We start from the raw sequence: 20907 nt of genomic DNA on the forward strand, positions 1-20907 counted from the left end.
AGTGTGCAGATTCTGCGGACTCGCAGGCCGGGTGTCGAGGCGCGGGATCAGCGTCTCGACAGCCACTCCCCAGCCAGCCGCCGAGCGGTGTTGTCGGCCGCGAAGACCGCAGCGAGATCAGTGGCCGCACCGGGCTCGACACTCTTGAGGACCGCTTCGATCAGCAGGGGGATCTCGGTGAAGCCCAGCCGCCCTTCGAGAAAGGCTTCGACGGCGATCTCGTTGGCCGCGTTGAGCGTCGCCGGCATGCAACCGCCCGCCTGAGCCGCCTCTCGCGCCAGGCGCAGACAGGGAAAGCGCTCTTCGTCGGGCCGCTCGAAGTCGAGGCGGCCGATCTCGAACAGATCCAGCGCCGCAACACCGGAGTCGATCCGCTCGGGCCAGGCCAGGGCATGGGCGATCGGCGTGCGCATATCGGGATTGCCCAGCTGGGCCAGCACTGACCCATCCACGTAGTCCACCAGCGAATGGATCACGCTCTGGGGATGGATAACCACCTCGACCTGCTCCGGCGTCGCCTCGAACAGCCAGCAGGCCTCGATGAGCTCCAGCCCCTTGTTCATCAGGGTGGCCGAATCCACCGAAATCTTGCGCCCCATCGACCACTTGGGATGGGCACAGGCCTGGTCCGGTGTCACGCCAGCCAGCTGCTCGGCCGGCGTCTCGCGGAACGGGCCACCCGAGGCGGTGAGCAGGATGCGCCTGACACCCTTGCGTGCCAGCCCAGGCGTCGCCGGATCGGCCAGACACTGGAAGATGGCATTGTGCTCGCTGTCGATGGGCAGCAGGGTCGCGCCACTGGCCTGCACCGCCTCAATGAAGAGCGCGCCGCTCATGACCAGGGCTTCCTTGTTGGCCAGCAGCACGCGCTTGCCGGCCTTGACCGCAGCCAACGTCGGCTTCAGACCCGCCGCGCCGACGATGGCCGCCATAACAGTGTCGACCTCCGGGTGAGCCGCGATGGCCTCCAGGCCACCCTCCCCCACCAGGATCTCGGGGCGCCGCTCGACGTCCTGCAGCAGGCCGGCCAACTGCTCGGCGGAGGCCTGGTCCGGGACGGCTGCATAGACCGGCTGGAAACGCCGGCAAAGGTCAGCCAGCTCCTGCAGCCGACGATGTCCGCTGAGGGCGAAGATACGATAGCGATCAGGATGCCGGGCCACGACATCCAGGGTGCTGGCGCCGATGGAGCCAGTCGCACCCAGCACGCAAAGCTGCTGGAGACTCACTGAACACCCCAGCCAGCCCACCAGAGCAGCAGGGCAAACAACGGAACGGCAGCGGTGAGGCTATCGATGCGATCCAGCACGCCACCATGCCCGGGCAGCAGCTGACTGCTGTCCTTGAGTCCGGCCTGGCGCTTGAACATGCTCTCGGTGAGATCGCCGACCACGGAGATCAGCACCACGCAGGCGGCGCCGATGAGCGCCTGCAAGAGGTCACCCAGGCCCCAGCCTCGGACCAGGCCGAGCACCAGGGTCGCCACCAGCGCGGCGGCCAGTCCTCCGTAGAGGCCTTCCCAGCTCTTGCCCGGACTCACGGCCGGCGCCAGCTTGCGCTTGCCGAAGGCGCGCCCGGAAAAGTAGGCGAAGATGTCGGCCAGCCACACCAGCATCATCACTTCGAGAATCAGCAGATTGCCACCCGGTGCCGCCTTGAGCAGCATCAGCCCCTGCCAGGCCGGAACCAGCACCACCAGACCGATCAGCAGGCGCCGCCAGGAAGCCTGCCAGGCACGAGCGCTATCGGGATAGGTAAGCACCAGCACGGTCGCATAGAGCCACCAGGCCAGACTGATGAACAGCAGACCATGGGCACCACCGGGCAACCACCAGCAGAGCAACAGCGCCAGCGCGACCACGGCGGCATAGGCGCAACGCAGCGGCTGGGTTTCCAGACCCGCCAAGCGCGCCCACTCCCAGGCGCCCAGGACCACGACAGCGCCAATGAACAAGGCGAAGGTCGCCCCTTCCAGCCAGAAAAATCCGGCCAGGGCGATGGGCAGGAGCACCATCGCCGTGATAACTCGCTGCTTCAACATTAGGCGCGTAGCTCCGCTTCCACCTGTTCGCAGGTCCGGCCGAACCGCCGCTGGCGGGTGGCGAAGTCGGCCAGCGCGGCATGCATGGCCTCGTGCTTGAAGTCCGGCCAGAACAGATCGGAGAAATACAGCTCGGCATAGGCGATCTGCCAGAGCAGGAAGTTGCTCACCCGCCGCTCGCCACCGGTGCGGATGCACAGATCGGGCAGTGGCAGGTCGGCCGTCGCCAGACGGCCTTGCAACAGCTCGGGAGTGATCTCACCCGGCTGCAGCGTGCCCTGCTGAACCTGCAGGGCCAGCTGCTGGGCGGCCTGGGTGATGTCCCACTGCCCCCCGTAGTTCGCCGCGATCTGCAGCACGAACCGGGTGTGATGGGCAGTGAGTGCCTCGACTTCCGCCATGGCCGCCTGCAGTTCCGGATGGAACAGCGAGCGATCGCCGATGATGCGCAGCCGGATGCCGTTCTGATGCAGCTTCTTGGCCTCCCGCCGCAGGGCGGAAAGGAAGAGCTCCATCAGGGCGCCGACCTCGTCGGCCGGACGCCGCCAGTTCTCGCTGGAGAAGGCGAACAGCGTCAGCACCTCGACGCCCGCATCGCCGCACACCTCGATGACCGCGCGCACGGCGTCCACTCCGGCCTTGTGACCGGCGACGCCCGGCAGCAGCCGACGGCGCGCCCAGCGATTGTTCCCATCCATGATGATCGCCACGTGACGCGGCACCACCTTGCCTGGCTTGCTCATGCCCATGTTACATCCCAACCGTTGTCAAACAGCCATCAAGTCGGCTTCCTTGGCCTCCAGAGCCTTGTCCACCTCGGCGACGAATTTATCAGTCAGCTTCTGGACTTCATCCTGAGCGCGACGATCCTCGTCTTCACTGATTTCCTTTTCCTTGAGCAGATCCTTGAGCTGAGCCAGGGCATCGCGGCGGATGTTGCGCACGGAAACGCGCGCCTGCTCGGCCTCGGAACGCGCCTGCTTGGTGAAGCCCTTGCGGGTCTCTTCGGTCAGCGCCGGCATAGGCACGCGAATGGTGGTACCGGCAGTGGCCGGATTGAGGCCCAGGTCGGAGGTCATGATGGCCTTCTCGACCGCCTGGATCATGCCCTTGTCGAACACGCTCAGGGCCAGGGTCCGCGAATCCTCGACGGTGACGTTGGCCACCTGACGCAGCGGAGTGTCGCTGCCGTAGTAGGACACCATGACGCTATCCAGGATGCTCGGATGAGCGCGTCCGGTACGGATCTTGGCAAAGGCGTGGCCCAGGGCTTCCAGGGTCTTGGTCATGCGCGTCTGCGCATCCTTCTTGATCTCGTTGATCATGCTGCTCCCTCCTCGATCAGGGTGCCCTCACCTCCGCCCACCACGATATTGAGCAGGGCGCCGGGCTTGTTCATGTTGAAAACCCGCAAGGGCATGTTGTGATCACGGCAGAGACAGATGGCCGTGAGATCCATGACACCCAGCTTGCGGTCGAGCACCTCGTCGTAGGTCAGACGCTCGAATTTTTCGGCGTTGGGATCCTTGAAGGGATCTGCCGTGTATACACCATCCACCTTGGTGGCCTTGAGCACCAGATCGGCTTCGACCTCGATGGCCCGCAGGCAGGCGGCGGAATCGGTGGTAAAGAACGGATTGCCGGTACCGGCGGAGAAGATGACGACTTCGCCGTCCTTCAACTGACGCAGGGCCTTGCGACGATCGTATTGATCGGTTACCCCAACCATGGAAATGGCGGACATCACCGTGGCGGGAATATTGGAGCGCTCCAAGGCATCGCGCATGGCCAGGGCGTTCATCACGGTAGCCAGCATGCCCATGTGGTCGCCGGTCACCCGGTCCATACCCACGGCGGACAGCGCCGCACCGCGGAACAGGTTGCCACCGCCAATCACCAGACCGACCTGGACACCGATGCCCACCAGTTGGCCGATCTCCAGCGACATGCGATCCAGCACCTTCGGATCGATCCCGAAGTCTTCACTTCCCATCAGGGCTTCGCCACTGAGCTTCAGCAGAATACGCTTGTAACGGGGTTGGCGACCACTCATCTGCTGTGCCATTCACTCTCTCCTGTGGCGATGAACATGTGCGGGGGATTTTGATCCTGCGATAGGAAAGCGCAACCGCAGTTGCGTTCACTCCAATCGGCAAAAAACTCCTTGGAAGACCAGAAATCAGACCTGCCTTCCAATTTGACAAAGAGGCCGCGCGCTCGAAGCGGGCGGCCTCCTGGTCAACGGCGGATGCCGGTCTTACTGCTTGCTGGCAGCCAGCTGGGCAGCGACTTCGGCAGCGAAGTCGACTTCAGCCTTCTCGATGCCTTCGCCTACTTCGTAACGCACGAAGGAAACGATTTCGGCGCCGGCCTTCTTGGCCAGCTCACCGACCTTGACTTCCGGATCCTTGATGAAGGGCTGCTCAACCAGGCTGGCTTCGGCCAGGAACTTGTTGATACGACCCTTGACCATGTTCTCCACGATGTTTTCCGGCTTGCCGGCGATCTTGTCGGCATTCAGCGCCAGGAAAATTTCCTTTTCCTTGGCGATAGCTTCTTCGGAAACCTGGGAGGGATTCAGGAACTGAGGATTGCTCGCCGCGACGTGCATGGCGATTTCCTTGGCCAGCTCGGCGGTGCCACCCTGCAGGGTAACGACCACACCGATGCGGTGACCGTGGAGGTAGGCGCCAACGACATCGCCTTCGACACGGGTCAGGCGACGGATGTTGACGTTCTCGCCGCACTTGGCGACCAGCGCTTCACGGGCGCTTTCCTGAGCGGCGATCAGCGGAGCGGCATCGCTCATCTTCTCGGCGAAGGCCTTGTCCAGGCTGGCGGCGACGAAGCCCTTGAAGTCATCCTGCAGAGCCAGGAAATCGGTCTGGGAATTGACTTCGATGATGACGGCAGCCTTGTGGTCGTCAGCGACCTTGACCGCGATGGAACCTTCGGCAGCCACGTTACCGGCTTTCTTGGCAGCCTTGATGGCGCCAGCGGCACGCATGTCGTCGATGGCTTTCTCGATGTCGCCACCGGCAGCGGTCAGGGCCTTCTTGCAATCCATCATGCCTTGGCCGGTGCGCTCGCGCAGTTCTTTGACCAGGGCTGCAGTGATTTCTGCCATGTTTGAAATCCTCTTGAATCGGTTTCGAGGTCACTCCGCACGCAGGCGGAGCCAATGAAACGCCAGTAGGCAAAAAGGGGGCTAGGCCCCCTTCTCGCACGTCGAACCGCTCGACCCTAGGGTCGAAATGCTCAGCCCTCGACGGCTTCGGCAGCGGGTTCTTCGACGAATTGCTCGTTGGCACCGCCGTTGCTGCCGCCACGGATCACGGCATCGGCAACGCTGCTCAGGTACAGAGTAACGGCGCGGAAGGCGTCATCGTTGCCGGGGATGATGTAGTCAACACCTTCCGGGCTGCTATTGGTATCGACGACGCCGATGACCGGGATGCCCAGCTTGTTGGCTTCGGTGATGGCGATGCGCTCGTGGTCAACGTCGACCACGAACAGGGCATCCGGCAGACCGCCCATGTCCTTGATACCACCCAGGCTGCGCTCGAGCTTTTCGAGATCGCGGGTACGCATCAGGGCTTCTTTCTTGGTCAGCTTGTCGAAAGTACCGTCCTGGGACTGGATTTCCAGATCACGCAGACGCTTGATCGAGGCACGGATGGTCTTGTAGTTGGTCAGCATGCCGCCCAACCAGCGATGATCAACGAAGGGCTGACCGCAACGCGCGGCTTCTTCGCGAACGATCTTGCCGGCAGCACGCTTGGTGCCGACGAACAGGATCTTGTTCTTGCCGGACGCCAGGCGCTCAACGAAGGTCAGGGCCTCGTTGAACATCGGCAGGGTCTTTTCGAGGTTGATGATGTGGATCTTGTTACGCGCGCCGAAGATGTACTTGCCCATCTTCGGGTTCCAGTAACGGGTTTGGTGGCCGAAATGCACGCCGGCTTTCAGCATGTCACGCATGGAGACTTGAGACATTTAGATGTTCCTCGTAGTCGGGTTGGGCCTCCACGCATCCCAATGACCAACTTCCCATCGGGAAGCACCCAGGTCATCGTGTCGATGCGTGTGTGGGGTTAGGAGCGCTGAAGGGCATAGCCCCTAAAAAGCGCGCGACTTTATATCACGCCCTGCCGGATACCACCAGCGGCGATTGCCGCATGCCGGAGGTCCGGGGTACCGCCGGCAGCCACAGTGCGGGCGCCGGCTCTGATAGAATAGCGGATCGAAAGCTGACACCCGGCGTGATACCTAGAGATTTCCGATGACCGTCATCCTCAAGACCCCTGAAGACATCGCCAAGATGCGCATCGCCGGCCAGCTGGCCGCCGAAGTGCTCGAAATGCTGGACGAACACGTGCGTCCCGGCATCACCACCGAAGAACTGGATCGGCTGGCCCACGACTACATCGTCAACGTGCAGCAGGCCATCCCCGCCCCGCTGAACTACAAGGGCTATCCGAAATCCATCTGCACCTCGCTGAATCACGTGGTCTGCCACGGCATTCCCAATGACAAGCCGCTCAAGAGCGGCGACATCATGAACGTGGACATCACCGTCATCAAAGACGGCTACCACGGCGACACCAGCAAGATGTACCTGGTGGGCGACGTGCCCGAGTGGGCCGACCGGCTCTGCCAGGTCACCCAGGAGTGCCTCTACAAGGGCATCGACCTGGTGCGCCCCGGCGCGCGGCTGGGCGATATCGGCGAGGTGATCCAGAAGCACGCCGAGAAGAACGGCTTCTCGGTGGTTCGCGAATACTGCGGCCACGGGATCGGCAAGGGCTTCCACGAGGAGCCGCAGGTGGTGCACTACGGCCGGGCCGGCACGGGCCTCGAACTGCAGGCCGGGATGATCTTCACCATCGAACCGATGATCAACCAGGGCCGCTACGAGACCCGCCTGCTGGGCGATGGCTGGACCGCCATCACCAAGGACCGCAAGTTGTCCGCGCAGTGGGAGCACACGGTGCTGGTCACCGAAGAGGGTTACGAGATTCTGACCCTGCGCAAGGACGAAACCTTTCCCCGCGTTTCTGCGTGAGTGAGCGCCCATGCCCCAGGTCGATTCGGAGTTGTTCGACGCCGGCCAGTTCCAGGCTGAGCTTTCGCTGAAAGCCAGCCCCCTCGCGGCCTTCAAGAAATTCATCCGGGCCGCGAACGCCACTCTCGATGCCCGCTTCATGGCGGGTCGCAGTGTGCGCCGACTGGTCGAGGATCGCGCCTGGTTCATCGACCAGATGCTGATCGTCGCCTGGAATCGCTTCAGCTGGCCGGATGACGGCATCGCCCTGCTCGCGGTGGGCGGCTATGGTCGCGGCGAGTTGCATCCGCACTCGGACATCGACCTGCTGATCCTGCTGGCCGAAGAGGAACAGGAACGCTTCCGCGAGTCCATCGAGGGCTTCCTGACCCTGCTGTGGGACGTGGGCCTGGCCGTCGGGCAGAGTGTCAGATCCCTGCGCGAATGCACCACCGAAGCCCTGGCCGACCTGACGGTGATCACCAACCTGATGGAAAGCCGCACCCTCGCCGGCCCCGAGCACCTGCGTCAGGCGATGCTGGTGGCCACGAGCGTCGAGCACCTCTGGCCAGGACGCGCCTTCTATCTGGCCAAGCGCGCCGAGCAGAGTGCGCGGCATGCCAAGTACAACGACACCGAATACAACCTCGAACCCAACGTGAAGGGTTCGCCCGGCGGTCTGCGCGACATCCAGACGCTGCTGTGGATCGCCCGGCGGCAGTTCGGCACCCTCAATCTGCAGGCCCTGGTAGGCCAGGGTTTCCTGACCGAAAGCGAATGCAGTCTGCTGATCTCGGCGCAGGAATACCTGTGGAAGGTCCGCTATGCCCTGCACATGCTGGCCGGGCGTGCCGAGGATCGGCTGCTGTTCGATCACCAGCGACGCATCGCCAGCCTGCTCGGCTACGAGGACAACGACGCCAAGCTGGCGGTAGAACGCTTCATGCAGAAGTACTACCGGGTGGTGATGGACGTGTCCCAGCTCAGCGACGTGGTCATGCAGCACTTCGAGGAAGTGAATCTGCGCGACGAGCAGGTACCGGTGGCGGTGACCCCGCTCAACAACAGATTCCAGATCCGCAACGGTTATCTGGAGGTGGTGCACCCCCAGGTATTCCTGCGCACTCCCTTCGCGCTGATGGAGCTGTTCGTGCTGCTGGCGCAGAATCCCGCGATCAAGGGACCCAGTGCCGGCACCATCCGTCTGCTGCGCGACAGCCGTCATCTGATCGACGATGCCTTTCGCCAGGACATCCGCAACACCAGCCTCTTCATCGAACTGCTCAAGAGCGAATCCGGCATCCATCGCAACCTGCGGCGGATGAATCGCTACGGCCTGCTGGGACTCTACCTGCCCGAATTCGGCCAGATCGTCGGCCAGATGCAGCATGACCTCTTCCACATCTATACAGTGGACGCCCATACCCTCAATCTCATCAAGCACCTGCGCAAGATGAGCTACGACGTCCTGGCGGAAAAGTATCCGCTGGCGACGCGGGTGATCCACAAGCTGCCCAAGCCGGAGCTGATCTACATCGCCGGGCTCTACCACGACATCGCCAAGGGCCGGGGTGGCGATCACTCGGAACTGGGCGCGGCAGACGTCGAAGCCTTCGGCCGGCGCCACCAGTTGCCGGAATGGGATACCCGCCTGGTCAGCTGGCTGGTGCGCAATCACCTGGTGATGTCCACCACCGCCCAGCGCAAGGATCTCTCCGACCCCCAGGTGATCCACGATTTCGCCCTGACCGTCGGAGATCACACCCACCTGGACTATCTGTACGTCCTCACCGTGGCCGACATCACCGCGACCAACCCGTCGTTGTGGAATTCCTGGCGCGCGACCCTGCTGCGCCAGCTCTACACCGAGACCAAGCGCGCCCTGCGGCGCGGCCTGGAGAATCCGGTCAATCGCGAAGAGCAGATCCGCAGCACCCAGCAATCGGCGCTGGACACCCTGATGCGGCGCGGCATCGATGCCGATGATGCCGAGCAGCTCTGGTCGCAGCTGGGCGACACCTATTTCCTGCGACATACCGCGCTGGACGTCGCCTGGCACACCGAGGCCATCCTCGGCCATGGCGATACCGCCGAGCCGCTGGTGCTGATCCGCGAGACCACCCAGCGCGATTCCGAAGGCGGCACCCAGATCTTCATCTACGCCGCGGACCAGCACGATTTCTTCGCGGTGACCGTGGCGGTGATGGACCAGCTCAACCTGAACATTCAGGACGCACGCATCATCACCTCCAGCAGCCAGTTCACCCTGGACACCTACATCGTGCTGGATACCGATGGCGGCTCGATTGGCAACAATCCCGCGCGCATCGCCCAGATCCGCGGCGGCCTGATCGAGGCGCTCAAGCATCCCGAGGAATACCCGAGCATCATCAACCGGCGCGTGACCCGCCAGCTCAAGCATTTCGCCTTCTCGCCCCAGGTGAACATCTACACCGACACCATGCGCTCGGCGAGCCTGATCGAACTGACGGCACCGGATCGACCCGGACTGCTGGCACGGGTAGGGCGGATCTTCCTCGACTTCGACCTGTCCGTGCTCAATGCCAAGATCGCCACCCTCGGCGAACGCGTGGAAGACGTCTTCTATGTCACCGACGCCGAGGGGCGTCCGCTGGCGGATCCCGGCCTGTGCAGCGCCCTGCAGCAGGCCCTGATCAAACAGCTGCGCGAGCCGGACAGCCAGGCACCCCTCAGCCGCATCAGCATCTAGTCTCGAACGAAGGACCACCCGACGATGAATCCCACCCTCGACCTGCTGCAGCCCTATCCGTTCGAGAAGCTGCGCGCGCTCCTCGCTGGCGTGACCCCGCCGGCGGCGCTCAAGCCGATTCCGCTGTCGATCGGCGAGCCCAAGCACCCGTCACCGGCCTTTGTCGCCGAGGCCCTGACCGCTAACCTGGATCAGTTGGCGGTCTACCCGACCACCCTTGGCATCGCCGAGTTGCGCGAGGCCATCGCCAGCTGGGCCGGCCAGCGCTTTGGCGTACCCGCGGGCTGGCTGGACCCGGCGCGTCACGTGCTGCCGGTGACCGGTACCCGGGAGGCGCTGTTCTCCTTTACCCAGGCGGTGGTGGATCGCAGCCAGGCGGGCCTGGTGCTGAGTCCCAACCCCTTCTATCAGATCTACGAAGGCGCGGCTCTGCTCGCCGGCGCCGAGCCCCACTACCTGCCGTGCCTGGCGGACAAGGGCTTCAATCCCGATTTCGACAGCGTGCCGGATGCGGTCTGGCAGCGCTGCCAGCTGCTGTTCCTGTGCTCGCCCGGCAATCCCACCGGTGCCCTGCTGCCGGTGGCAACGCTGAAAAAGCTCATCGCCCTGGCGGATCGACACGACTTCGTGATCGCCGCCGACGAGTGCTACAGCGAACTCTACTTCGACGAAGCCAGCCCGCCGCCCGGCCTGCTCACCGCCTGCGCCGAACTGGGCCGCAGCGACTTCGCCCGCTGCGTGGTCTTCCACAGCCTGTCCAAGCGCTCCAACCTGCCGGGCATGAGATCGGGCTTCGTCGCAGGCGATGCCGCCATTCTCAAGCGCTTCCTGCTCTATCGCACCTACCACGGCTGCGCCATGCCGGTGCAGGTGCAGAAGGCCAGCGCCGTGGCCTGGCGCGACGAGGCCCATGTCCGCGAGAACCGCGAACTCTATCGGCAGAAATTCGCCGCCGTGCTGGATATCCTGCAGGGTAGCCTGGAGGTCTCGCTCCCGGACGGCGGCTTCTATCTCTGGGCCAGGACACCGGGCGATGACGAAGCCTTCGCCCGCGATCTGTTCGCCCGCGAACACGTGACTGTGGTGCCGGGCTCCTATCTGTCGCGGGACGTCGCGGGCGTCAATCCGGGCGCCGGTCGGATCCGCATGGCGCTGGTCGCGCCCCTGGCCGAGTGCGTGGAGGCGGCGGAGCGCATCCGCCGCTTCTGCCAGGGCTAGCGGTTGCCCTGATCGCGCATCAGCGCGGTCTCCTGGATGTCCAGCTCGCGCAGGAATTCGCTGACCACCAGGTCATCGATTACCCCGGCGATACGCAACCTATAGAGTTCGCGGCGCTGGGCGCGGATGGCGAGCAGGCGCAGCTCGCCATCCAGGGTATCCCTCAGCCGCGCCAGGGAACGGGCATCCTCGCTGTCATCGGCGGAACTTAGCTCGTCACGGAATTCGGCGATGATGCCGGCCTTGATCTCGGCCTGCAGCGCCGCCCGCGCCGGCTCATCGGCATCGTTCGATGCCACGTCTTCCAGCGCCGCGATGGCGGCTCGGGCGGCATTGATCCGCACCTCGCAACGCTCCCGCTCCAGCAGGTCATTGGACTGCTCCGGCAAGCGCGCCAGCAGCAACGGAATCCCGATGCTCGCCACCACCAGCGACAACAGGATCACGCCTGCGGCGATGAACACCAGGATGTCACGCAGGGGAAACGGCGTGCCATCCGAGAGCATCAGCGGCAGCGAAAGCACACCGGCCAGGGTCACGGCACCGCGGACCCCGCTGAGCGAGGCGATGGCGGCGATCAGGCGGGGGTCGCCCGCGATGGTGACGGGCCCGCTACCAGGCTGGGTCAGGTGCCAGTAACCGAGGATGACCCCGAAGCGAATGGCCATGATCACCCCGTAGGCACCCAGCACATAGAGCGTCAGCCAGCCCGCGGCCGGCCAGAGCGCCTGGGAGGCCGGCAGCGCGGCCGCCAGGATGTCGGGCAGCTGCAGACCCAGGATCAGGAACACCAGGCCGTTGAAGGCGAACTCCACCAGCCCCCAGACACTGTGATTGAGCAGGCGGGTAGCGGTCTGGCGGGGCAGCATGTCGACCCGGCTCTGCATCATTCCGGCGGCCACGGCGGAAAGAATGCCGGAAACGCCCAGTCGCTCCGCCAGCACATAGGCGGCGAAGGGCAGCAACAGCATGAAGACGACATGGGGCGCGGCGTCGCTCCAGCCGCGCTTCACCACCATCCAGGCGCGCGCTTGGCCGACCAGCCAGCTCAGCACCCCGCCGACCAGCACGCCGCCCACCGCGACGATGACGAATTCCAGACTGGCCTGGCTCAGCGAAAAGGCGCCGGTGAGGGCCGCCGCCACGGCAAACTTGAAGGTCACCAGGCCCGAGGCGTCGTTGAGCAGGGCCTCGCCCTGGATCACGTGCAGCAGGGCGCTGGGCAGCCGGCCGCGGACGATGCTGGAGACCGCCACGGCGTCGGTGGGTGACAGTACCGCCGCCAGGGCGAAGGCCACCGCCCAGGGCAGGTGCAGCATCCAGTGCAGGAACCAGCCGGCACCCAGCACCGTGAGGAACACCAGGCCGAAGGCCAGGACGAAGATCGGTCGGCGCAGGCGCCAGAACTCCCGCTTGGGCATGCGCCAGCCATCGGAGAACAGCAGTGCCGGGATGAACAGCAGCAGGAAAAGTTCGGGGTCCAGGGCGACATGCAGCCCCAGGGTGGGCCAGGCGAGCAAAGCGCCGACCACCACCTGGATCAGGGGCAGCGGAATGGGAATGAGATGGGCGCTGAGACGGGTGGCACCCACCATCAGCAGGAGGATCAGAGCGGTATAGAGAATCTGCACGGTGGTCTCGTGGTCAGGGCACCGGTCGCGGTACCAGATACAGGAGATGCATCCCGCGGGAGTGGGGACACGTCGACCTCGAGTTGTTGGGACTGATGTCCCCGGATTTGGTTTTACCCAAAATTTACCCGTGTCGATCTAGTCGACTCGCCGCCCTTGCGGTCTGATAGACATACCCGGTTTCATATCCCCGGGTTGCAGGAGAATGATCATGCTACGTCGCATCACTCAAGTCGTGGTGCTTGCCGGTTGCCTCGCCATCGCCGGTCAGGCGTCCGCCCACGGTCGTGGCCCTGGTCCGGCCTTTCTCGGTGCCGTAGTGGGCGCCGTGGTTGGCGGAGCCATCGTCTCCCATTCCTACGCCCGCGAGCCGGTCTATGTCGAAGGGCCACCGCCGCCGCCCCCGCCGCGCGTGGTCTATTACGAACCGGCACCGGTCTACGAATATCGGGTGGTGGAGCCGCGCCCCGTGTACTACGGCCCGCCACCCGGCGCCTACTACTACGGCCCGCCCCCACGCTGGTAAAGGCCCATGAAAAAACCCGCCGAGTGGCGGGTTTTTTCATGACTGAACGCCCTAGATCAACTGACGCCGACGCAGGACGTCGAGGATCTGCTGGACCCCCTCCTCCACCGACAGCTGCTCGGTGTCGAGCACCAGATCGGCGTCTTCCGGGGCATCATAGGCGAAGGACAGGCCCGGGATGTTGTCACCACCGGCCGCATAGAGCCCCTGGGGATCGCGCTCGGCACAGGCCTTGCGCGATGCCTTGACATGCACGGTCAGCAGCCGCTCGGCGCCGATCAGCGCCTGGGCCTGGGCCCGGCCCTCGGCATCGGGCGCAACGAAGGCGGCCAGGGCGATCAGGCCGGCCTCGTTGAACTGGCGGGCCACCTGGGCGGCGCGCAACCAGTTCTCGCGACGACCGGCGCGATCCTGCGGCAACCCCTTGTTCAGGTCATGACGCAGATTCTGGCCGTCCAGCACGAAGACCGCACGACCGGCATCGAACAGCCGACGCTCCAGGGCATAGGCCAGGGTGGTCTTGCCGGCACCGGAAAGACCGGTAAAGAGCACCGTGGTGGGCTGCTGACCGAAACGGGCCGACCGCTCGCTGGTGGCGACGTGCAACTGATGCGCGCCCTGGCCGTGACCCGTAGCGCCCACCGGTTCGGCGATGATCATGCCGGCGCCCACGGTGCCGTTGGTCAGGCGATCGATGACGATGAAGGCGCCGGTGGTGCGGTTGACGCCATAGCCGTCCAGGGCGATGGTGGCATCCAGGGCCACCCTGACCCGGCCGATTTCGTTGAGCTTGAGTTCGCTGGCCGCGCCGTGCTCCAGGGTGTTGACGTCCACCGTGTGCACGATGCTCGGCAGCGAACCCGGCACGTAGCTGGTGGCGCGCTTGATGTCGTACTTCTTGCCCGGGCGCATGGGCTCTTCGGCCATCCACACCAGCATGGCCTCGAAGCTGTCGGTCACCTGCGGACGATTGTCGGCATGCACCAGGACATCGCCACGGGAAATGTCGATCTCGTCTTCCATGGTCAGGGTCACCGCCTGGCCAGGACCCGCCTGCTCCAGCTCACCTTCATAGGTGACGATGGACTTGACCCGGCTGCCCTTGCCCGACGGCAGGACCACCACGGCATCGCCCTTGGTGACCACGCCCGAGGCCAGGGTCCCGGCGAACCCACGGAAGTTGAGGTTAGGCCGGTTGACGTACTGCACCGGGAAGCGCAGGTCGTCGAGGTTGCGATCCGCAGCGATCTCGACGGTTTCGAGGATCTCCATCAGCGGCTTGCCGCTGTACCAGGGCGTCTGCTCGCTGCGATTGACCACGTTGTCGCCCTTGAGCGCCGACATGGGCACGAAATGGATGTCCTTGGCATTCAGCTCGATACGTTGGGCGAAGGCCAGGTAGTCGTCCTTGATGCGCTCGAACACCGCCTTGTCGAAGCCCAGGAGGTCCATCTTGTTGATGGCGACCACGATGTGCTTGATGCCCAGCAACGAGGCGATGTAGCTGTGCCGACGGGTCTGGGTCTGGATACCGTAGCGGGCGTCGACCAGGATGATCGCCAGGTCGCAGGTGGAGGCACCGGTGGCCATGTTGCGGGTGTACTGCTCATGGCCGGGGGTGTCGGCGATGATGAATTTGCGCTTGGCGGTGGAGAAATAGCGATAGGCCACATCGATGGTGATGCCCTGCTCGCGCTCGGCCTGCAGGCCGTCCACCAGCAGCGCCAGGTCGACCTCCTCGCCGGTGGTCCCCACCTTCTTGGAATCGCGGGTAATGGCTTCCAGGTGATCCTCGTAGATCATCTTGGAGTCGTGCAGCAGGCGCCCGATCAGGGTGCTCTTGCCGTCGTCGACATTGCCGCAGGTGAGAAAGCGCAGCAGCTCCTTGCGTTCGTGCTGCGCGAGGTAGGCCAGGATGTCCTGGCCGATCAGATCGGATTGGTGCGACATCTTAGAAATACCCCTGACGTTTCTTCTCTTCCATGGATCCGGCGCCGTCGTGGTCGATGACCCGGCCCTGGCGTTCGGAGGTGCGGGTGAGCAGCATCTCCTGGATGATGTCCGTCAGCGTGGTCGCCTGGGACTCCACCGCGCCGGTCAGGGGGTAGCAGCCGAGGGTACGGAAGCGCACCTGGCGCTTGTGGATGCGTGCCTTCTCCTCGGGCGAGAGGTGTTCGAGGATGCGGTCGTCGTCGATCATGAGCAGGGTGCCGTTCTTCTCGATCACCTCGCGCTCGGCGGCGAAGTACAGCGGCACGATCGGGATGCCTTCGAGATAGATGTACTGCCAGATGTCCAGCTCGGTCCAGTTGGACAGCGGAAAGACGCGGATCGACTCGCCCTTGTTGGTCTTGCCGTTGTAGATGTTCCACAGCTCGGGGCGCTGGTTCTTGGGATCCCAGCGGTGCTTGTTGTCGCGGAAGGAGTAGACGCGCTCCTTGGCGCGGGACTTCTCCTCGTCGCGGCGCGCGCCGCCGAAGGCCGCATCGAAGCCGTACTTGTCCAGCGCCTGCTTGAGGCCCTGGGTCTTCATGATATCGGTGTGCTTGGCGCTGCCATGGGTGAAGGGGTTGATACCCTGGGCGACCCCTTCCGGATTCTTGTGCACCAGCAGATCGAGGCCCATGTCGGCGACCATGCGATCGCGGAATTCGTACATGGCCTGGAATTTCCAGCCGGTGTCCACGTGGAGTACCGGGAACGGCAGCTTGCCGGGAAAGAAGGCCTTGCGGGCCAGGTGCAGCATCACGGCCGAATCCTTGCCGATGGAATACAGCATGACCGGATTGTCGAACTCGGCGGCCACTTCACGGATGATGTGGATGCTTTCCGCCTCAAGCTGTTTGAGGTGCGTCTGTTTGTCGAGCATGGCTACTCACGATTGCAGAAAGGTGGCCTAGGAGATGTCCGTTGCGGCATCCAGTCGACTGGACACACCGGACAGAGCGGGCCGTGGACGAACCTCAACCTTACCATAGGCAACGGTTATGGCCCGCCAGGCTATCTAGATCCAGAAGTTATATGCTTATGACGCTCAGGCGGGATTGTCGCAGTCGATGAAACAATGCTCGATGCCCAGCTGCGCGGCCAGAAAGTCGCCCAGCGCCTGGACCCCGTAGCGCTCGGTGGCATGGTGGCCGGCGGCAAAGAAACTCACCCCGTTCTCGCGGGCACTGTGCACCGTCTGCTCGGACACCTCACCGGTGAGATAGGCATCCACCCCCGCGGCAATGGCCTGATCGATGTAGCCCTGGGCACCGCCGGTGCACCAGGCCAGGCGCTGGATCGAGCGCCTGCCGTCGACCACCAGCGGCTCGCGTTGCAGCACGTCCGCCACCTGCCGAGCGAAGTCGACGGCGGATTGCGCCTGCGGCAACTCGCCCTGCCAGATCAGTCCCTTGGCGTCCCCGGGCAGCGGCCGGATATCCTGCAAACCCAGGCGGCGGCCCAACTGGACGTTGTTGCCCACCTCGGGATGGACGTCCAGCGGCAGGTGGTAGGCCAGCAGGCTGATGTCGTGGCTCAGCAGGGTCTTGATCCGCCGGTGCTTCATGCCGATGAGGCGGGCGTCCTCGTTTTTCCAGAAATAGCCATGGTGCACCAGGATGGCATCGGCCCCGGCCGCCACGGCGGCGTCCAGCAGCTGCTGGGAGGCGGTGACGCCACTGACCAGCAGACGCACCTGCTCGCGGCCCTGGACCTGCAGGCCATTGGGGCAATAATCCTGGATCCGGGCCGACTCCAGGTAGCGGTCGGCGGTCTCCACCAATTGATCAAGGGACAGGGTCACGGACGGCTTACCTCCTCGCTGGCGGCGCCACAGCGTGTCTTCGGGTGGCGCCGCTCCTTATAATGCCCACCAGCTTATCCGGCGCACCCCGGGTGGACAAATTCAAGGATGTGATCGATGTACAAGGCTTTGCGTTATCTCGGCTGGCCCGTGCTGTGCGGTCTGCTCGTTGCGGCCCTGATCATGCAGCGCTATCCGCAATGGCTCGGCCTGCCCGCCCAGCCGCCGCTGTTCGAGGCGGCCCAGGCGCCCGCGCATTCGCGCCAGCAGGGACCGGTCTCCTATGCCGACGCGGCGAGTCGCGCCGCGCCAGCGGTGGTCTCGCTGCGTTCGACCAAGGCGGCCAAGCCGGGCAAGGCCGGCGACACGGCCAGTGACCGCAAGGGCGCGACCAAACCGGTGGAGGAGCTCAGCCTGGGCTCGGCCGTGCTGATGAGCCATGACGGTTATCTGCTGACCAACAACCACGTGACCCTGGACGCCGAATCCATCGTGGTGGCGCTCGCCGACGGGCGTCAGACCCTGGCCAAGCTGATCGGCAACGATCCGGCCACGGACCTCGCCGTACTCAAGATCGACCTGCCCAACCTGCCGGCCATCTCGGTGGGCGACTCGACCGCCATCCGCATTGGCGACGTGGTGCTGGCCATCGGCAATCCCTTCGGCGTCGGCCAGACGGTGACCATGGGCATCATCAGCGCCACCGGCCGCAACCAGCTGGGTCTCAATACCTACGAGGACTTCATCCAGACCGATGCAGCGATCAACCTGGGCAATTCGGGCGGGGCGCTGGTGGATGCCAACGGCAATCTGATCGGCATCAACACCGCCATCCTTTCCGGAGGCTCCCAGGGCATCGGCTTCGCCATCCCGATCAAGCTGGCCATGGAGGTCATGCGCTCGATCATCCAGCATGGCCAGGTCATCCGCGGCTGGCTGGGAGTGGCGGTGGAAGTCATCACGCCAGAACTGGTCAAGACCTACGGCCTGAAGGTCGACCAGGGCATCGTGGTGACCGATATCGATCCGGAAGGACCGGCGCACAAGGGCGGTCTGCGCACGGGCGACGTGCTGGTCAAGCTGGCCGGCCAACCGATCAGGGACGGCCGGCTGGCGATGAACCAGATCGCCCGCAAGCAACCCGGCGACAGCATCCCCATCGAGGTGCTGCGCCAGGACAAGACCGTGCAGGTCAAGGTTACCGTCGGGCTGCGCCCCCTGATGGAGAAGGCACGCTAGGCTCTATACGTAAAGTGCCTACGCTCGGTGATGCTTCGTTGAAAAGCGCTTCGGAATGCTCATTTACCACTCGTAAACTCCGCTTCCTCAGCGCTTTTCGCCTCGCCTGACCATCGCTCGGCAACTTTTCGAACAGAGCCTAGGCTCAGAGGGTGTCGAGGGCCGTGATCAACGCCTGATTCTGCGCCGGCGTACCGATGGTGATGCGCAGGAAGTCGGCGATGCGTTCGGGGCGGCTGAAGTGGCGCACGATGACGCCATGCTCGCGCAAGCCCGCGGCCAGCACCGCCCCGCCCTTCTGCACATGACGGGCGAAGATGAAATTGGCGGCCGAGGGCAGGACTTCGAAGCCGCGCTCCAGCAACTGGCCGACCAGCGCTTCGCGGCTTTCGACCACCTGCCGGCAGGTCTCATCGAAATAGGCGCGATCCTCGAAGGCAGCGGTCGCGCCGGCCAGGGCCAGGCGATCCAGCGGATAGGAGTTGAAGCTGTTCTTGATCCGCTCCAGGGCCTCCATCAGCGGCGCCTGACCCATGGCCAGGCCTACCCGCAGACCGGCCAGGGAACGGGACTTGGACAGCGTCTGGGTCACCACCAGATTGGCATGGCGCTCGATCAGGGCGACCGCCGACTCCGCCCCGAAGTCGACATAGGCTTCGTCCACCACCACCACCGAGGTCGGATTGCCGGCGACGATACGCTCGATGGCGTCCAGCGCCAGGGCGCTGCCGGTCGGTGCATTGGGATTGGGAAAGATGATCCCGCCATTGGGGCGCAGATAGTCCTCGGGGACGACCTGGAAGTCCTCGTCCAGCGCCGGGGTCTCGAAGGCGATGTCATAGAGGCCGCAATAGACCGGATAGAAGCTGTAGCTGATGTCCGGAAACAGGACGGTTCGGCCATGGCCGAACAGCCCCAGGAAGATGTGCGCCAGCACCTCGTCAGAGCCGTTGCCGACAAACACCTGGTCGCTCTGGATGCCGTAGTAGCGGGCGACGGCATCCTTCAGCGCCTGACCGTTGGGATCGGGATAGAGACGCAGGTCATCGGTGGCCGCGGCGCGGATGGCATCCAGCACCCGCGGCGACGGACCGTAGGGATTCTCGTTGGTATTGAGCTTGACCAGGTTGGTCAGCTTGGGCTGCTCACCGGGTACATAGGGCACCAGATTCTTGACGAAGGGACTCCAGAGTTCACTCATGCCTGCTCCTCCTGAATACGGTATTCGGCGCTGCGGGCGTGGGCGGTCAGGGACTCGCCACGCGCCAGGACCGAGGCGACCCGGCCCAGCGCGGAAGCGCCGGCGGCCGAGCAGTGGATGATCGAGGAACGCTTCTGGAAGTCGTATACGCCCAGGGGCGAGGAGAAGCGCGCGGTGCCCGAAGTCGGCAGCACATGGTTGGGACCGGCGCAGTAGTCGCCCAGGGCCTCGGCGGTGTAGCGACCCATGAAGATGGCGCCGGCGTGGCGGATCTTGGGCAGCCATTGCTCCGGCTCGGCGACGGACAGTTCCAGGTGTTCGGGGGCGATGCGGTTGGCCACCTCGATGGCCTGGGCCATGTCGGCGACCTGGATCAGGGCGCCGCGGCCTTCCAGGGAGGCGCGGATGATGTCGGCACGCTCCATCTCCGGCAGCAGGCGAGCGATGCTGGCTGCCACGGCGTCGAGGAAGGCGGCGTCCGGACTGACCAGGATGGCCTGGGCGTCCTCGTCGTGCTCGGCCTGGGAGAACAGGTCCATGGCGATCCAGTCGGGATCGGTCTGGCCGTCGCAGACAACCAGGATCTCGGATGGGCCGGCGATCATGTCGATGCCGACCTTGCCGAACACGTGGCGCTTGGCCGTGGCGACATAGATGTTGCCGGGGCCGACGATCTTGTCCACCGGCGGTACGCTTTCGGTGCCATAGGCCAGGGCGGCCACGGCCTGGGCGCCACCGATGGTGAAGACGCGATCGACACCGGCCAGCGCCGCGGCGGCCAGCACCAGTTCGTTGACCTCGCCGCGGGGCGTGGGCACCACCATGACCACCTCGCGCACGCCGGCGACCTTGGCCGGAATGGCGTTCATCAGCACCGAGGACGGATAGGAGGCCTTGCCACCGGGCACATAGAGACCGGCACGATCCAGCGGGGTGACCTGCTGGCCGAGCACGGTGCCATCGGCCTCCTGGTACTGCCAGGAATCCTGGCGCTGCTTCTCGTGATAACGACGGACGCGCTCGGCGGCGGCTTCCAGGGCGGTGCGCTGCTCCGGCGTGATCCGGGTCAGGGCTTCCTCCAGGCGCGCACGCGGCAGGATGAGATCGCTCATGGACGTCGTTTCGACGCCATCGAAGCGCCGGGTGTATTCCAGCAGGGCCTGATCGCCCTGATGACGGACGTCGGCGATGATCGCCAGGACCCGCTGGTTGATGTCGGCGTCGGACACCCCTTCCCAGCTCAGCAGATGATCCAGATGCTCGGCGAAATCCGGAGCGGCGGCGGCGAGTCGGCGGATGGCGAGCGGAGCGGTCATGGCGGATCCTCTTCAGGAGAGCAAAAGGGGCGCCCGAGAGTAACAGCCGGTTCCGTGTGGGCGCCCGACAATTTGGCTATGGCACGGATAGGCGAAGCTGGAGGGATGGAAGCGGTGCCGGGGCGGCCGCAAACCACCCCCCCGCCCCCCCCCCCGGTGATAATAATGGG

General features: G+C 64.6%; 18 protein-coding genes. 5 read left to right on the forward strand and 13 right to left on the reverse strand.

The window, feature by feature from the left end; genetic code table 11:
• Positions 1–47: 47 nt before the first annotated feature.
• From ispC to rpsB, 7 genes are all read right to left on the reverse strand, one after another.
• Complete coding sequence (gene ispC, locus QMX82_RS11740) at positions 48–1229, reverse strand: 1-deoxy-D-xylulose-5-phosphate reductoisomerase (RefSeq protein ID WP_208694441.1); 1182 nt, start codon at positions 1227–1229, stop codon at positions 48–50.
• Positions 1226–2041: a phosphatidate cytidylyltransferase gene (locus QMX82_RS11745; RefSeq protein ID WP_183631061.1), complete on the reverse strand. Its 816-nt coding sequence runs from the start codon at positions 2039–2041 to the stop codon at positions 1226–1228. The genes ispC and QMX82_RS11745 overlap by 4 nt, the downstream gene beginning before the upstream one ends.
• Positions 2041–2790, reverse strand: a complete 750-nt coding sequence (gene uppS, locus QMX82_RS11750) for a polyprenyl diphosphate synthase (RefSeq protein ID WP_183631063.1) — start codon at positions 2788–2790, stop codon at positions 2041–2043. Before uppS ends, QMX82_RS11745 begins: the two co-directional genes overlap by 1 nt.
• Before the next feature lie 18 nt (positions 2791–2808).
• Positions 2809–3366 (reverse strand): ribosome recycling factor, encoded by a 558-nt coding sequence (gene frr / locus QMX82_RS11755; protein WP_208694440.1) that lies wholly within the window; start codon positions 3364–3366, stop codon positions 2809–2811.
• Positions 3363–4106, reverse strand: a complete 744-nt coding sequence (gene pyrH, locus QMX82_RS11760) for a UMP kinase (RefSeq protein WP_017639054.1) — start codon at positions 4104–4106, stop codon at positions 3363–3365. The genes frr and pyrH overlap by 4 nt, the downstream gene beginning before the upstream one ends.
• A gap of 192 nt (positions 4107–4298) precedes the next feature.
• Entirely contained in the window at positions 4299–5168 is an 870-nt protein-coding gene (gene tsf, locus QMX82_RS11765; RefSeq protein WP_208694439.1) for a translation elongation factor Ts, read from the reverse strand.
• A gap of 131 nt (positions 5169–5299) precedes the next feature.
• On the reverse strand, positions 5300–6037 hold the full coding sequence (gene rpsB / locus QMX82_RS11770; RefSeq protein WP_208694438.1) for a 30S ribosomal protein S2: 738 nt from the start codon (positions 6035–6037) through the stop codon (positions 5300–5302).
• Between the two features lie 286 nt (positions 6038–6323).
• On the opposite strand from rpsB, the gene map reads away from it, so the two are divergent.
• Genes map through dapC form a run of 3 tightly spaced genes read left to right on the forward strand, consistent with a single transcriptional unit; the run spans position 6324 to position 11034 of the window.
• Positions 6324–7106 carry a type I methionyl aminopeptidase gene (gene map / locus QMX82_RS11775; RefSeq protein WP_133859822.1) on the forward strand — a complete coding sequence of 261 codons (783 nt, stop codon included), beginning with the start codon at positions 6324–6326 and terminating at the stop codon, positions 7104–7106.
• A gap of 10 nt (positions 7107–7116) precedes the next feature.
• Positions 7117–9816, forward strand: a complete 2700-nt coding sequence (locus tag QMX82_RS11780) for a [protein-PII] uridylyltransferase (protein ID WP_208694437.1) — start codon at positions 7117–7119, stop codon at positions 9814–9816.
• 24 nt (positions 9817–9840) lie between these two features.
• A complete protein-coding gene (gene dapC, locus QMX82_RS11785) occupies positions 9841–11034 on the forward strand; it encodes a succinyldiaminopimelate transaminase (protein ID WP_208694436.1) in 1194 nt (397 codons plus the stop codon).
• Here dapC and QMX82_RS11790 read toward each other — a convergent pair.
• Complete coding sequence (locus QMX82_RS11790) at positions 11031–12665, reverse strand: Na+/H+ antiporter (RefSeq protein WP_208694435.1); 1635 nt, start codon at positions 12663–12665, stop codon at positions 11031–11033. The genes dapC and QMX82_RS11790 overlap by 4 nt on opposite strands.
• Before the next feature lie 211 nt (positions 12666–12876).
• Here QMX82_RS11790 and QMX82_RS11795 point away from each other — a divergent pair, with 211 nt between their 5' ends.
• Positions 12877–13191 (forward strand): hypothetical protein, encoded by a 315-nt coding sequence (locus QMX82_RS11795; protein ID WP_007159499.1) that lies wholly within the window; start codon positions 12877–12879, stop codon positions 13189–13191.
• Positions 13192–13242: 51 nt separating this feature from the next.
• Here the strand turns inward: QMX82_RS11795 and cysN are convergent, their stop codons facing one another.
• The 3 genes from cysN to QMX82_RS11810 all read right to left on the reverse strand — a co-directional run bounded on the left by cysN (position 13243) and on the right by QMX82_RS11810 (position 16981).
• Complete coding sequence (gene cysN / locus QMX82_RS11800) at positions 13243–15141, reverse strand: sulfate adenylyltransferase subunit CysN (RefSeq protein ID WP_282283647.1); 1899 nt, start codon at positions 15139–15141, stop codon at positions 13243–13245.
• Position 15142: 1 nt separating this feature from the next.
• Complete coding sequence (gene cysD / locus QMX82_RS11805) at positions 15143–16060, reverse strand: sulfate adenylyltransferase subunit CysD (RefSeq protein WP_208694433.1); 918 nt, start codon at positions 16058–16060, stop codon at positions 15143–15145.
• A gap of 165 nt (positions 16061–16225) precedes the next feature.
• Positions 16226–16981 carry a Nif3-like dinuclear metal center hexameric protein gene (locus QMX82_RS11810; protein WP_208694432.1) on the reverse strand — a complete coding sequence of 252 codons (756 nt, stop codon included), beginning with the start codon at positions 16979–16981 and terminating at the stop codon, positions 16226–16228.
• 117 nt (positions 16982–17098) lie between these two features.
• Between QMX82_RS11810 and QMX82_RS11815 the strand changes: the two genes are divergently transcribed.
• Positions 17099–18220 carry a S1C family serine protease gene (locus QMX82_RS11815; RefSeq protein ID WP_282283650.1) on the forward strand — a complete coding sequence of 374 codons (1122 nt, stop codon included), beginning with the start codon at positions 17099–17101 and terminating at the stop codon, positions 18218–18220.
• A gap of 145 nt (positions 18221–18365) precedes the next feature.
• On the opposite strand, the gene hisC is transcribed toward QMX82_RS11815, so the two are convergent.
• Entirely contained in the window at positions 18366–19421 is a 1056-nt protein-coding gene (hisC, locus tag QMX82_RS11820) for a histidinol-phosphate transaminase (protein ID WP_208694430.1), read from the reverse strand.
• The gene (gene hisD, locus QMX82_RS11825) at positions 19418–20737 is read right to left on the reverse strand and encodes a histidinol dehydrogenase (protein ID WP_133859831.1); all 1320 of its coding nucleotides are present in this window, start codon (positions 20735–20737) and stop codon (positions 19418–19420) included. The genes hisC and hisD overlap by 4 nt, the downstream gene beginning before the upstream one ends.
• Positions 20738–20907 lie beyond the last annotated feature (170 nt).

The sequence above is a fragment of the Pseudomonas sp. PS02302 genome (assembly GCF_029959585.1).
Taxonomy (GTDB): Bacteria; Pseudomonadota; Gammaproteobacteria; order Pseudomonadales; family Pseudomonadaceae; genus Chryseomonas; species Chryseomonas aestiva.